Source organism: Sphingobium sp. AS12 (assembly GCF_019097845.1).
Lineage (GTDB): Bacteria > Pseudomonadota > Alphaproteobacteria > Sphingomonadales > Sphingomonadaceae > Sphingobium.
In genome coordinates, this window is record NZ_JAHRGM010000035.1 from 77,576 (window position 1) to 90,707 (window position 13,132).

The following is a 13,132-nucleotide window of genomic DNA, read 5'->3' on the forward strand; positions in this document are numbered from 1 at the left end:
TCTCCCCAACTCTAGCCAGGCTGCGTCGCCAGCCAGGCCGCGACATCCGACGCAACCTTGTTCGCCGCCGCGTTGAGCGGCACACCGATCGTCCCGGCCTCAATCTTCGCGCCTACGGGCACGCTGGCGGTGAAGCGCTGCCGCGCGATCACCGTGCCGCTGCCCTTGGTCAATAGGGCATCATAGGTCACGACCGCGCTATTGCCCGGCGCATCGATGCCAAAGGCAACCAGTTCGCCCATCAGCCGCTGACCATTGTCGCCAGCATATTGGCCGGGGGCCAGAACGATGCGGTTGCTGGTCGCGGAGATCGTTTCGGCCAGCAGCGTCTGGAACAGGTGGCGCGGCGTGTCGGCCCACTGCACCTTGGTCACATAGGCGACCGATGTGGGCGACAGCTGCACCGGCACCCGCACCGTATCCAGCATCTTGGGCGCATCGGGATCGGCAACGGTCAGGCTTGGTCCCTGCGTCCCGGTCAGCAGGCGCCCAGGCGCGACCGTCTGCGTGGCGCTCAGCGCCAGCAACTGTTCCGGCGGCTTGGCCCCGAACGATACGCAGCCTGCCAGCAGGAAGGCGGCGGTGAGCGCAACCGTGGCTCTGCGCGTGTGGCGGTTGAACATGCGCCTTGTCCCTCTCATCATGGCTTGTAATCCGGCAATTTGGGCGATCCGACCAGCGAACCGGCCCCTTGCTGGTCGAGTTTTTCAGCAACACCCCGGAAAGCGCGCGACATTTCGCGCAGGTCGCGGACCAGCTGGTTGACCTCCGGCATGGTCTGGTTGCTGAACGCGCGCACGCCCGGCTGGGCCTCGGCAATCGTCTTGTCGAGCGTGTCGATGCTCCGCGTCGCCGACTGCACGCTCTTGCGCAGGTCGGCCATCAACGGCTTGCCCTCGTCGGTCAGCAGCGAATCGGTCGTAGCAGCCAGCTTGCCAATTTGCTCGGCGGCTACCCCGGTGCGCTGCACCGCGATGCGCGCTTCGGCCAGCGTGGCGGAAATTTCCGGGCTGCGATCGGCCAGCGAGCTGGAAATACGCTCGACATTGGCCAGGATGCCAGCGATCGACTGCTGATTCTTGTCGTTCAGCAATTCGGTCAGCCGCTCGGTCAGGGTCGACAGCCGTTCCAGCAGTTGCGGCGCATTGTTGAGCAATTCGCCCAGCGCCCCCGGCTTGGTCGGGATCACCGGCACGCCGTCGGGGCAAACCGACAGCGGATTATTGGTCGGACATAGGATCGGCGGTGCGCCCTTGACTGCGCCATCCAGCACGATTTCGCTGACACCGGTAAAGCCCACGCCCGCGATCGTTGCGGTGGTGCCTTGCAGGACGGGCGTGCCGTCCTTGACCGAAATGCGCACCTTCACAAAGCCCGGATCGCGCTTCCACAGCTCGATCTTCTCGACCTGGCCCGACGGGACGCCGGAATAATTGACGCTCGATCCCTTCGCCAGCCCGTTGACCGACTGTTTGAAGAAGATGTCATATTCCTTGTTCTGCCCATCGGAGATGCGCGAGAACCAGAAGGCCGCCGCAATGATCGCCGCCAGCAAGATCAGCGTGACCGCGCCCACCAGCACATGGTTGGATCGGGTTTCCATATCCTATTGCCTTCCATCGGGCGGGGTCTGTGCCGCCCTATCCTGTTCGCGGTCGTGATGACGGGCCACGGCTGCCGTTGCGGCGCGGCCGCGCGGGCCGTTGAAATATTCCTGTATCCACGGATGATCGGTGGCCAGCAATTCGTCGATCGTGCCGACCGCAATGACCTTCTTGTCGGCCAGCACGGCGACACGGTCGCAGATTGAATAGAGCGTATCAAGATCATGGGTGATCAGGAACACGGTCAGCCCCAGCGTCTGCTGCAACTGGCGGGTCTGTTCGTCAAACGCCGCCGCGCCGATCGGGTCCAGCCCGGCGGTTGGTTCGTCCAGAAACAGCAGGTCCGGGTCCAGCGCCAGCGCACGGGCAAGGCCGGCGCGCTTCTTCATGCCGCCCGACAGTTCGGACGGATATTTGGGACCAGCCTCAGCCGGCAGCCCGGTCATGCGGATCTTGTAGGCGGCGATTTCGTCGCGCAGTTCCGCGCCGATATTGGGATAATATTCGCGGATCGGCACTTCGACATTTTCAGCGACCGTCAGCGTCGAAAACAGCGCGCCGCCCTGAAACAGCACGCCCCAGCGCTTGCGGATCGCCAGCGCTTCATCGTCCAGCCGCCCGACCATCGATTCGCCAAAGACGTGGATTTCGCCCTCGTCGGGGGTCTGGAGGCCGATGATTGCGCGCATCAGCACCGACTTGCCCGTGCCGGACCCGCCGACCACGCCCAAAATCTCGCCCTTGCGCACGTCCAGGTCCAGCCCGTCATGCACGATCTGATCGCCGAAACTGTTGCGGATACCGCGCACCGAAATCGCGATGTCGCTCTGCGCCATCGTCTGTTCGATCCGGGCGTCCTCGGCGGCCATGGCATCCTGCTCCGCCATCAGTTCCACCCCAGCCAGGTGAAGAATACGGCGAATATGGCGTCCAGGACGATGACCAGGAAGATGGCCTGCACGACCGCAGCGGTGGTGCGCAGCCCCACTTCCTCGGCATTGCCCTTGACCTGCATCCCCTGAAAACAGCCCGAAATGGCGATGATCAGGCCGAATACCGGTGCCTTGATCAGGCCCACCCACAGGTCGGTGATCGGCACGACTTCGCGCAGCCGCTGGACGAAGGTGATCGGCGGTATGTCCAGCGCAATCGCACAGAGGAAGCCGCCGCCAATCACCGCCATGATCGATGCGTAAAAGCCCAGCAGCGGCATCATGATGACGACCGCCAGCGTGCGCGGCAGCACCAGCGCCTCCATCGGCGACACGCCGATCGTGCGCATCGCATCCACTTCCTCGGTCAGCTTCATCGTTCCAAGCTGCGCGGCAAAGGCGGAGCCGGATCGGCCCGCGACCATGATGGCGGTCATCAGCACGCCCAGTTCGCGGAAGGTCAGGCGCCCGACCAGATTGATCGTCAGCATTTCCATGCCGAACTGGCGCAACTGCACCGATCCCTGCTGCGCAATGACGATGCCGATCAGGAAACTCATTAGGCCGATAATGCCTAGCGCGGATACGCCGACCACCTCGAACCGCTGCACCACCGCATTGACGCGGAAGCGGCTGGGGTGGCGGATGACGCTCCAGGCGGCGACCAGCGTGCCACCGAAAAAACCAAGCAGACCCAGCATGGTCGATCCGGCGGTGCTGACCGCCTCGCCAATCTGGCTGACAATGCGGGTGACGGCAGGGACATGATCGGGACGGATCGCCACCGGCTCGTCCAGCGCGCCGACCGCTTCGATCAGGCGCATCGTATCGTCGCGCCCGCCCGTGATCGGGCTGTTCAGCCGCTTGGCGGTGCGATGCACGGTCCACGCGCCGATCGTGTCGATATGCTCGACGCCCGACAGGTCGATGGCGCTGACTGGTCCCTGCACCGCATCCAGCCGACTGGGCAGGTCATGCAGACAGGCGACCGCCAGCGACCCGGAAAGCCGGATCACTGTGCCGTCGTCACGCATTTCTTCAGCAAGATCGGCGGCTTTGTTCATGCGATGGGATTACTGGTCCAATATCGGTTGCACGGCAAGCCGAAACGGCCCAACTGCAAGCCAGAACGAAGCATAGAGGCAAAAGTTTCGGACACGGCATGACGCACCGGCTGGCAATTTACGACATGGACCGGACGGTGACGTTCAGCGGCACCTATACCGGCTTTCTCATCCACATGGCGCGCGCCATGGCCCCGTGGCGGCTGGCGCTGCTGCCCTGCGTCGGGCTGCTGATGCTGGCCTATGTGGCCAGACTGATCACCCGCCAGCGGCTGAAGGAACTGAATCAGGCGCTGATGATTGGCTTCAATGTCGAACGCGCGCGCTTGATGCCCCATGTCGAAACCTATGCTGACAAGGTGGTTGCGACAAATTTGCGCCAGGGCGCGGTGGCGCAGATCGCGCAGGACCGGGCCGATGGCTATCGTCTCGTCCTCGCCACTGCCTCCTACCGCCTCTATGTCGAGCCGATAGCCCGGCGGCTGGGCTTCGACGCCGTGATCGCGACCGATCACCTGTCCCAGGACTTGCGATATGTCCGCGCCAAGATTGCGGGCGAAAATTGCTACGACACCGGCAAGCTGCGAATGATCAAGGCGTGGATGGCGGCCGAAGCGATCGACCGTAGCCAGGCCCATATCCGCGCTTACTCCGACCATGTATCGGACGCGCCGATGCTGGAATTTGCCGACATCCCCTTCGCCTCCAACCCGCACAAGAAGCTGGCCAGGCTGGCGGCGGCGCGCGGCTGGACGCGGGTGGACTGGACGTAATATCCCCACCTCCGTTCGTTTCGAGCGAAGTCGAGAAACTGGCGCGCACGTTTCTCGACTTCGCTCGAAACGAACGGAGAATTGCGTTTAACGCATCGCCGACCGCGCCAGCCCCTCGCAATCCGCATCGGCTGCGCGCGGCACCTTGTCCCCCGCAATCGCCTTGCCGATCATCTTGAGGATGCCCTTGGTCGATCGCACCTCGGCAGGCATGCGAATGTCCGGCTGCTTGATCGTCCCACCAATCGGCACGGTGCCGCTCAGGCGCAACAGGCTGCCATGTTTGGGCTGACCGCTCATCGTCAGCGCCATCGCCTCGTCCGTCAGGCGGATTGTGCCGGTGACGCGGGTCTGGGCGCGGGACGTGTCGATCAGCACCGGATTGGCCCGCGCCACGCCACTGGCCACGTCGAACCGCGCCACCACGCAGCGCAGCACCGCTATCTTGTCCTTGTCCACCGTCAGCCCTTTGCCGACATCCTGTCCCATCAGCGCCGCCGTGCGCGCCGGGATCGACCCGTCGCGCGCCACCAGCGCGATCGTGCCGGATGACCGCCCGACCGCCTGCCGGATCGTGCGCCCCGGCCCGCTCAATGCGATCCGCCCGACCAGCCCGCCATCGATCCGCGTTTCGGGAAAGAAATCGAGCAGGCGCGCCGATCGCAGGTTGAGCGCCAGATCGAGCCGGGGTCCGCCCTGCCGCTGATCGACCGCCAGCCGCCCGCTCAATATGCCGCGCGTCAGTCCCATCCGCAGCGGTTCGACCACCAGCCGACTGCGCTCCAGCGTCAATGTACCGCTCAGCGACCGGAACGGGCTGGAGCCGGGCCATAACAGCCTGTCTGCCTGCACCGCCAGCCGCCCGTCGGTGCGCGCCATGCGCGACAGGTCGATTGCGGTATCGGGAATCAGCCGTTCGCCCAGCTTCGCCCGCTTGGCGGCGGCCTTGCGCTTGCCCTCATTGGACGCCAGATCGTCGAAATCGAACCGCGCGGACCGGATCGCGCCATCAATGCGCGTGCGTCCGTCGCGTTTGCGGATTGTGGCGTCGCCCGCAATATCGGACCGGCCGATCGTGCCTTTCAGGTTTTCAACCTTCCAGTCCGGCCGGTCGCGCACCACCTGCGCAGTGAGCCGCACGGGCTGCGTGCCGGGCAGGCCCGCCTCGATAATCGCGTCCAGCACGCGCAGGTCGATCGCGTGGCCGGTCACCTTGCCGCGCAAATGGCCGATGTCGAGCGGCCCGTCCATCGTGCCGTCGAACGTCATGCCGACCGCGTCACCGGCGATCTCCGCCTTGAACGGCCAGCGCGCACCCGCCCGATGCCCCAGGATCGGCGCGCCGCTGGCGGTCACCATCACGGGATGGCCGCGCACATCGCCGGTGCCGGACAGGCGCAATCCCCTGCCATCCACGATCAGCGCCGCATCGACCGACCGGCCACGCTTGTGATCGCGATAGGCGATGCGGCTGTCGCTGACGGTCAGGCTGCGCAGGGCAGGGCGCTTGCCCTTGCTGTCGTCGGCGCGGCTGCGTTCCCCGCTCCAGCTTTCGCGGCCATCGGCGGCGCGATAGAAGGACAGGCGCGCGCGGCGCAGTTCCAGCGTTTCGAGCACCGGTCCGCCGGTCAGCAGCGCCAGCGCGGAAAATCCCACTCGCGCCTCGCCAACCCGCGCCAGATCGCCGCTCCCGGGCGCCCAGTCGGGCTGCGGCACGCGCATGTCGGTCAGGCGCACGACGGGGTGAAAGGACAGGGCATCCTCGCGCACCATCGCGCCGATCGTCACCGGCTTGCCGATCCGCTCGGACAGGCGATCCTCGATCCTGCCCTTGAACATGCCCCATGGGAAAGCGGCCAGCAGCAGGATGGCCAGCCCGATCAGCACAAGCAGCCCGGCCCCTATGCGGACTGCCCATCGCGATCCTGCTCTCATACCCACTGCGCACCCCCTCCTGCGGCGTCGTCGCCGTGCCGCGCTCAACGCACGACTCGACGCAGGGTTCAGAGGCGAACGGGGGAGGGGAGCGGCTCGCCCGCAAAATGGGCGGACAGATTGGCGATCAGCATCTGCGCCATCTGCCCGACCGCCTCATGCGTAGCCCCGCCGGTATGCGGGGTCAGCACGCTATTGGGGACGTCCGCCCAGCGCGCCGGATCGGTCGGTTCGGGATCGAACACGTCGATCGCCGCGCCGCCCAGCCGCCCGCTTTTCAGCGCAGCGATCAACGCCGCCTCATCCACCAATTGCCCACGCGCGACATTGACCAGCAGTCCCTCCGGCCCCAGCGCCTCCATGATCGCCGCCGAAATCATCTTGCGATTGCTCTCGTCGGCGCGTGCCGCGACCAGCAAAATGTCGCTCTGACGCGCGAGCGCCTCCAGACTGTCGGCGCGCGGGCAGGGGAGGGCGGGCTTGTCGCGCGGTCCCCACCAGCTGACCTGCATCCGCATCGCCTGCGCCCGCTCCGCCGCCGCCATGCCGATCGACCCCATGCCGACGATCCCCAGCTTGGCCCCGCCCATCGAGCGGGTGCGCGTCTTGGCCTCGATCGTCCACTTGCCAGCGCGCAAATGCCGGTCGCCGCCGACGATCCAGCGGCGATGGGCGATCATCAGGCCGATCGCATGGTCGGCCACATCCTGCGCATTGGCATCGCCCGCATGGGTCACCGCAATGCCGCGCGCCTTGGCCAGCGCCAGATCCACCCCGTCATAGCCCACGGTGAAGCAGGCGATCAGCGACAGGTTCGGCATTGCGTCGACCAGCGCGCGTTCCAGCGCAAATTCGCCAGCCCAGATCACCGCGTCCACCTGCGCCAGTGCCGCCGTATCGGGCTGCTCCCACAGAGTCATGACGTCATAATCCTGCGTCAGCAGCGGCACGATCGGGGCCAGCAAAGGCTGGCCCACCAACAGCAGAGGACGGCGCATCTCAGCCAATTGCCCGCAACGCCTGGGCAAAATCGGCGATCAGATCGTCGGCATCCTCGCAGCCGATCGAGATGCGGACCATATTGTCGCCAATCCCCAACGCTGCCTTGCGCACGGCTGGCACCGACAAATGGGTCATCGCGGCGGGATGACTTGCCAGCGTCTCGGTCCCGCCAAGGCTCACGGCCAGCTTGGCGATCTTGAGCGCATCCAGAAAAGCAAAGGCCTCCGCCTCGCCACCTTTCAGGTAAAGCGAGAAGGTCGATCCCGCCCCGCTGCAATGGCGCGCATAAATGTCGCGCTGCCGTTCGCTTTCGGGAAAGCCCAGATAGACGATCTTCTCAACCTGCGGCTGGTCCTTCAGCCAGGCGCAGACCTTGGCGGCATTCTCACCCGCCCGGCTCATCCGCAACTCCAGCGTCTCAAGGCTGCGCAACAGCATCCACGCGCTATGCGGGTCCAATATGGTGCCGATCGTGTTGCGCATCAGCCGGATCGTGGTGATCAGCGCATTGGACCCCAGCACCCCGCCCGCGACCAGATCGCTATGCCCGCCGGCATATTTGGTCAGGCTATAGATCACCAGATCCGCGCCATGGGCCAGCGGCTTCAGCCATAACGGACCCAGAAATGTATTGTCGATCGCGATCGGCGGCACATGGCTTTCGCCCGCAAACAGGAAGTTGCGCCGCGCGACAACCGCTTCGATATCGACCAGCACATTGGTCGGATTGGCCGGACTTTCCAGATAGATCATCGCGACGCGGCCCAGACCCCTAGCCTTCTCGATCACCGCGCCAATCTCATCCTCGCTCGCGCCAGCGGGGAAATCGAGCCACTGCACCCCGAACTTGCCCAATATCCGCCCGATCAGCGATTCGGTCGCGGCATAGAGCGGCGCGGAATGGACGATCACGTCGCCCGGCTGCACCATCGCCAGCAAAGTCGTCGCGATCGCCGACATGCCGCTCGAAAAGAGCAATGCGTCCTCGGCTTCCTCCCACACCGATAGCCGATCCTCGGCAATCTCCTGATTGGGACCGTTGAAGCGCGAATAGACCAGGCCTTCCGATCCGCCCGGACGGATGCCCGTCACACCTTCAAAATGCCGCTTGCCCGCCGCCGCGCTCTCGAACGCGAAGGTGGAGGTGAGGAAGATCGGCGGCTTGAGCGATCCCTCCGACAGGGTGGGGTCATAGCCATGCCCCATCATCAGCGTCGCGGGTTTCAGCTTGCGTCCGTCAATCTCCATGATCGGCGGCTTGGGACGGCGACGGTTGGATTCGACACTGGTAAGGTCGGCTTCGGTTTCGCCAGACATAGATGATCTCCTGCTCGATACGGCGTCTGCTGCGCCGCTCCTGATGGCGTGATGATAACGCAGGGACGGGCCGGAGGGCCAGAGGGTGGCGTAAGAATATTTCGCGCGTTGGTATTTTAGTTACCACGCAAGCGGTCACTCCTACGAAGCCGGTGACACCGGACGGGCGCCTCCCTACATCCCCTGCATGGAAATCCTCCCCTCGGTGCTGGAGCAATGGTTCGCCGCGCGCGACTGGACCCCGCGCGCGCATCAGCGGGCGATGCTGGCTGCCGCGCGCCGGGGCGATCATGCGCTGCTCGTCGCCCCGACCGGCGCGGGCAAAACGCTCGCGGGCTTCCTCCCCACGCTCACCGACCTGATAGAGCGACCGACCGACCGGCTCCACACCCTTTATGTTTCACCGCTCAAGGCGCTGGCGGTCGATGTCCGTCGCAATCTGCTGGCCCCGATCGAGGAAATGGCACTGCCCATCCGCGTCGAAACCCGCACCGGCGACACGCCATCCGACCGCAAGGCGCGGCAGCGCGTCAAGCCGCCCCACATCTTGCTCACCACACCCGAATCGCTCTCGCTGCTGCTCAGCTATCCCGACGCAGCGCTGATGCTCGCGGACCTGCAAACCGTGATCGTCGACGAAGTCCACGCCTTCGCCACCCAGAAACGCGGCGACTTGCTCAGCCTGTCGATGGCGCGGCTCCAGACGATCAATCCCGGCCTGCGCCGCGTCGCCTTGTCCGCCACCGTCGCGGACGTTGACGCCTATCGCGCCTGGCTCGCGCCCAATGGCGATATCGACACGGTCGCCGCCGTGCTGGGCGAAGCGGGCGCAGAACCCAACGTCACCATCCTTATCCCCGAAGGCCGCGTCCCCTGGTCGGGCCATTCGGGCAAATATGCGGCCAATCAGGTCATGGCGGAAATCGCCGCGCACCAGACCACGCTTGTGTTCTGCAACACACGCGGCCTCGCTGAACTCATCTTTCAGTCATTATGGTCGGCGAACGACGCCAACCTGCCCATCGCCATCCACCATGGCAGCCTGTCGATCGAGGCCCGGCGCAAGGTGGAATCTGCCATGGCCGACGGCAAACTTCGCGCCCTCGTCGCCACCGCATCGCTGGACCTGGGCGTCGACTGGGGCAATGTCGATTGCGTCATCCAGATGGGCGCGCCCAAAGGCTCCTCCCGCCTGCTCCAGCGCATCGGTCGCGCCAACCACCGGCTCGACCAATCGAGCGAGGCGATCCTGATCCCCGGCAATCGCTTCGAATATCTCGAAGCCCGCGCCGCGCTTGACGCGGTGGAGGCGGGCGAACGCGATGCCGATGATTTTCGCGCGGGCAGCCTCGACGTGCTGGCCCAGCATATCATGGGCCTCGCCTGCGCCGGGCCGTTCCGCGAAGAGGACATGCTCGCCGAAATCCAGTCCGCCACCCCCTATAGCGCGCTCACCCCCGAAGCTTTCGCTGCCGTCCTCCACTTCATCGAAGGCGGCGGCTATGCGCTGCGCGCCTATGACCGGTTCAAGCGGCTGACGCAGGACAGCGACGGCACATGGCGCGTCTCCCATCCCCGCTTCATCCAGCAGCATCGCCTGAACGCGGGCATCATCGTCGATCAGCCAGCCCTCGCCGTCCGCTTCGCCAATGGCCGCAAGCTCGGCACGGTGGAGGAGGGGTTCGCAGCCCAACTGACGCCCGGCGACAGCTTCTTCTTCTCAGGCATGGCGCTGGAGGTGGTGAAGATGGACACCAGCGACCTGATCGTCCGCGCCACGTCCAAACAGGCGCGCATCCCCAGCTGGGGCGGCACCCGCATGGCCATGTCCACGCGGCTGGCCGACCGGGTCCGCACCTTCCTTGCCAGTCCCGATCAATGGCACCGCTTCCCGCCCGACGTGCGCGAATGGCTCGACATGCAGAAATTGCGCTCGGTCCTGCCGCAACCGGGGCAATTGCTCATCGAAACCTTCCCGCATGAAGGGCGGCATTATCTGCTCTGCTACAGTTTTGAAGGCTGGAACGCGCACCAGTCGCTGGGCATGTTGCTCACCCGCCGGATGGAGAGCCAGGGGCTGATGCCGCTCGGCTTCGTCGCCAATGATTATGCGCTGGCCATCTATGGCATGAAGCCCGTCACCGATCCGCAAAGCCTGTTTTCCGCCGATATTCTCGACCATGAATTTATCGACTGGGTCGAACAGTCGAGCCTCTTGAAGCGCGCCTTCCGCGACGTTGCGGTCATATCCGGCCTGATCGAGCGCCAGCATCCCGGCAAGCGCAAGACCGGCCGGCAGGTCACTTTCTCCACCGACCTTATCTACGACGTGCTGCGCAAATATCAGCCCGATCATCTGCTGCTCAAGGCCGCCTGGGCCGACGCGCGCGCGCGCATGACCGATGTGGGGCGGCTCGGCGACCTGATCGACCGCGCGGCGACGACCATGCTGCATGTCACGCTCGACCGTGTCAGTCCGCTTGCCGTCCCCGTCCTCATCCTCATCGGTCGCGAGCATGTCGCGCAAAGCGCGGCGGACGACGCGCTGCTGATCGAGGCGGAGGCGCTGGTCGCCCAGGCGATGCGCCCCGATTGACTGTTTCTCCAGCAATCATCGAAAGCGCCACTATCTGAAAGCAAGATAAGCCGTTTCTCTTGGCGAACTTTCGGGTTCATGCAGCGTTTCCCAGTCCGAGGGGTGTCGATCGCCACGATCGACGAAACAACAGAGGAACCTGATCATGCCGAATTCACCGATTTCGGCCGCGCCCTTGCGCGGCCTGACCCTTGCTGCCGTCAGCCTGTCCGCGCTGATCGGCGCACAGGCGCTCGCCCAGACGGAAACGCAGGTTGCCGGACGCATGGCGACCGTGACCCTGCCCGCTGACGCTGGCAAGACCATGGCGGTCCCCGCCGAAGCCGCACCCGCTGCCGTTCCCAACCTCACCCGCGACAATGGCGCGCCGATCGGCGCCAACCGCAACAGCAAGACCGCGGGCGATCTTGGCCCGGTCCTGCTGGAGGACACGACCCTCATTGAAAAGCTGTCGCGCTTCGACCGTGAGCGCATCCCGGAGCGTGTCGTCCACGCCCGCGGCACTGGTGCGCATGGCATATTCCGCGCCACCGCCGACATTAGCGACCTGACCCGCGCCTCGCTCTTCACATCGGGCAAGGAAACGCCGGTATTCGTCCGCTTTTCCAGCGTCATTCACCCGTCGGGCAGCCCTGAAGGCCTGCGCGATCCGCGTGGTTTCGCGACCAAATTCTACACCGATCAGGGTAATTGGGATCTGGTCGGCAACAACCTGCCGGTCTTTTTCATCCGCGACGCCATGCAGTTCCCCGACATGGTGCACAGCCTCAAGCCCTCGCCCGTGACCAACAAGCAGGATCCCAATCGCTTCTTCGATTTCTTCTCCAACACCCCTGAATCGACCAATATGCTGACCCAGCTTTATTCCAATCTGGGCACGCCATCCTCCTACCGCACGATGGACGGCAATGGCGTTCACGCCTTCAAGCTGGTGAATGCGCAGGGCAAGGTGACCTTCGCCAAGTTCCGCTGGATCAGCCGTCAGGGCGTCAAGAATCTGACCGCCAAGGAAGCGGGCGCCGCCCAGTTCAACTTCATGACCGACGATCTTTATCGCGAAGTGGGCAAGGGCAATGCCCCGACCTGGGATCTGATGATCCAGACCATGACGCCGGACCAGTTTGCCGGTCTCGACTATAATCCGTTCGACGATACCAAGGAATGGCTGAACGTACCCTTCCGCAAGATCGGCGAAATGACGCTGAACAAGATGCCCGCCAATTTCTTTGAATTTACCGAACAGTCGGCCTTTGCCCCTGCCAATATGGTGCCGGGTATCGAAGCCTCGCCTGACCGCATGTTGCAGGGCCGCCTGTTCAGCTATTCCGACACCCAGCGCTATCGCGTCGGCGCGAATGTCATGGCGCTGCCGGTCAACAAGCCGCTGGCACCGGTGGTGAATAATTATCAGGACGGGGTGATGGACGCGACGGGTTCGACCTCCAACGTCAATTATTTCCCGGCGATGGTGCAAAAGCAGGCTGCGGCCGAATTTGGTCAGTCCACCTATGAGGTGAACGCCACGGTCGATGCCAAGCCGATCGAAAAGACCAATAATTTCGCGCAGGCGGGCATTTTCTACCGTTCGCTCTCGGCGAAGGACAAGGCGGACCTGATTGCCAACCTTGCAGGCGATCTGGGGCAGGTAACGTCCGATCGCACCCGCACGATCATGGTCAGCTATTTCTACCAGGCCGACAAGGACTATGGCACGCGCATCGCCAAGGCGGTCAACGTGCCGATGGGCGAAGTGACCAAGGCCGTGTCGGAATATGAAACCGCCTACCCACAACAGCGCCTGACCGTGCGTTGAGGCTAAAGCCAAACACCGTTCGTCCTGAGCCTGTCGAAGGACTTGCCTTCTTCGACAGGCTCAGGACCACAGGATCACTTCCGCGACAAGGTTGCC

The 13,132-nt window shown here is 64.5% G+C and carries 10 protein-coding genes; 3 read left to right on the plus strand and 7 right to left on the minus strand.

Going from position 1 to position 13,132, the window contains the following annotated elements:
• Window positions 1-11: 11 nt before the first annotated feature.
• The 4 genes from KRZ98_RS13585 to KRZ98_RS13600 are packed head-to-tail and all read right to left on the minus strand — an operon-like array spanning window position 12 to window position 3,600.
• Window positions 12-623 (minus strand): ABC-type transport auxiliary lipoprotein family protein, encoded by a 612-nt coding sequence (locus KRZ98_RS13585; RefSeq protein ID WP_217674029.1) that lies wholly within the window; start codon window positions 621-623, stop codon window positions 12-14.
• A 17-nt stretch (window positions 624-640) separates the two neighbouring features.
• Window positions 641-1,603, minus strand: a complete 963-nt coding sequence (locus KRZ98_RS13590; RefSeq protein WP_217674030.1) for an MlaD family protein — start codon at window positions 1,601-1,603, stop codon at window positions 641-643.
• A gap of 3 nt (window positions 1,604-1,606) precedes the next feature.
• Window positions 1,607-2,491, minus strand: a complete 885-nt coding sequence (locus tag KRZ98_RS13595; protein WP_217674031.1) for an ABC transporter ATP-binding protein — start codon at window positions 2,489-2,491, stop codon at window positions 1,607-1,609.
• Window positions 2,491-3,600, minus strand: coding sequence for an ABC transporter permease (locus KRZ98_RS13600; RefSeq protein WP_217674032.1), 1,110 nt, complete (start codon window positions 3,598-3,600; stop codon window positions 2,491-2,493). Before KRZ98_RS13600 ends, KRZ98_RS13595 begins: the two co-directional genes overlap by 1 nt.
• A 98-nt stretch (window positions 3,601-3,698) precedes the next feature.
• On the opposite strand from KRZ98_RS13600, the gene KRZ98_RS13605 reads away from it, so the two are divergent.
• Complete coding sequence (locus KRZ98_RS13605; RefSeq protein WP_217674033.1) at window positions 3,699-4,373, plus strand: HAD family phosphatase; 675 nt, start codon at window positions 3,699-3,701, stop codon at window positions 4,371-4,373.
• Between the two features lie 87 nt (window positions 4,374-4,460).
• Here the strand turns inward: KRZ98_RS13605 and KRZ98_RS13610 are convergent, their stop codons facing one another.
• From KRZ98_RS13610 to KRZ98_RS13620, 3 genes are all read right to left on the minus strand, one after another.
• Complete coding sequence (locus KRZ98_RS13610; protein WP_217674386.1) at window positions 4,461-6,308, minus strand: AsmA family protein; 1,848 nt, start codon at window positions 6,306-6,308, stop codon at window positions 4,461-4,463.
• A gap of 68 nt (window positions 6,309-6,376) precedes the next feature.
• Window positions 6,377-7,306 (minus strand): 2-hydroxyacid dehydrogenase, encoded by a 930-nt coding sequence (locus KRZ98_RS13615; protein WP_217674034.1) that lies wholly within the window; start codon window positions 7,304-7,306, stop codon window positions 6,377-6,379.
• Window position 7,307: 1 nt separating this feature from the next.
• A complete protein-coding gene (locus KRZ98_RS13620) occupies window positions 7,308-8,627 on the minus strand; it encodes a cystathionine gamma-synthase family protein (RefSeq protein ID WP_217674035.1) in 1,320 nt (439 codons plus the stop codon).
• A gap of 187 nt (window positions 8,628-8,814) precedes the next feature.
• Between KRZ98_RS13620 and KRZ98_RS13625 the strand changes: the two genes are divergently transcribed.
• Complete coding sequence (locus tag KRZ98_RS13625; RefSeq protein WP_217674036.1) at window positions 8,815-11,223, plus strand: ligase-associated DNA damage response DEXH box helicase; 2,409 nt, start codon at window positions 8,815-8,817, stop codon at window positions 11,221-11,223.
• A 145-nt stretch (window positions 11,224-11,368) separates the two neighbouring features.
• Window positions 11,369-13,036: a catalase gene (locus tag KRZ98_RS13630; RefSeq protein WP_302849116.1), complete on the plus strand. Its 1,668-nt coding sequence runs from the start codon at window positions 11,369-11,371 to the stop codon at window positions 13,034-13,036.
• The last annotated feature ends 96 nt before the right edge of the window (window positions 13,037-13,132 follow it).

Bases quoted from the DNA above. Each gene is read 5' to 3' on its own strand.
- KRZ98_RS13620 (WP_217674035.1), bottom strand. From the start codon at position 8,627: ATGTCTGGCGAAACCGAAGCCGACCTTACCAGTGTCGAATCCAACCGT.
- KRZ98_RS13595 (WP_217674031.1), bottom strand. From the start codon at position 2,491: ATGGCGGAGCAGGATGCCATGGCCGCCGAGGACGCCCGGATCGAACAG.
- KRZ98_RS13605 (WP_217674033.1), top strand. From the start codon at position 3,699: ATGACGCACCGGCTGGCAATTTACGACATGGACCGGACGGTGACGTTC.
- KRZ98_RS13600 (WP_217674032.1), bottom strand. From the start codon at position 3,600: ATGAACAAAGCCGCCGATCTTGCTGAAGAAATGCGTGACGACGGCACA.
- KRZ98_RS13610 (WP_217674386.1), bottom strand. From the start codon at position 6,308: ATGAGAGCAGGATCGCGATGGGCAGTCCGCATAGGGGCCGGGCTGCTT.
- KRZ98_RS13630 (WP_302849116.1), top strand. From the start codon at position 11,369: ATGCCGAATTCACCGATTTCGGCCGCGCCCTTGCGCGGCCTGACCCTT.
- KRZ98_RS13625 (WP_217674036.1), top strand. From the start codon at position 8,815: ATGGAAATCCTCCCCTCGGTGCTGGAGCAATGGTTCGCCGCGCGCGAC.
- KRZ98_RS13615 (WP_217674034.1), bottom strand. From the start codon at position 7,306: ATGCGCCGTCCTCTGCTGTTGGTGGGCCAGCCTTTGCTGGCCCCGATC.
- KRZ98_RS13585 (WP_217674029.1), bottom strand. From the start codon at position 623: ATGTTCAACCGCCACACGCGCAGAGCCACGGTTGCGCTCACCGCCGCC.
- KRZ98_RS13590 (WP_217674030.1), bottom strand. From the start codon at position 1,603: ATGGAAACCCGATCCAACCATGTGCTGGTGGGCGCGGTCACGCTGATC.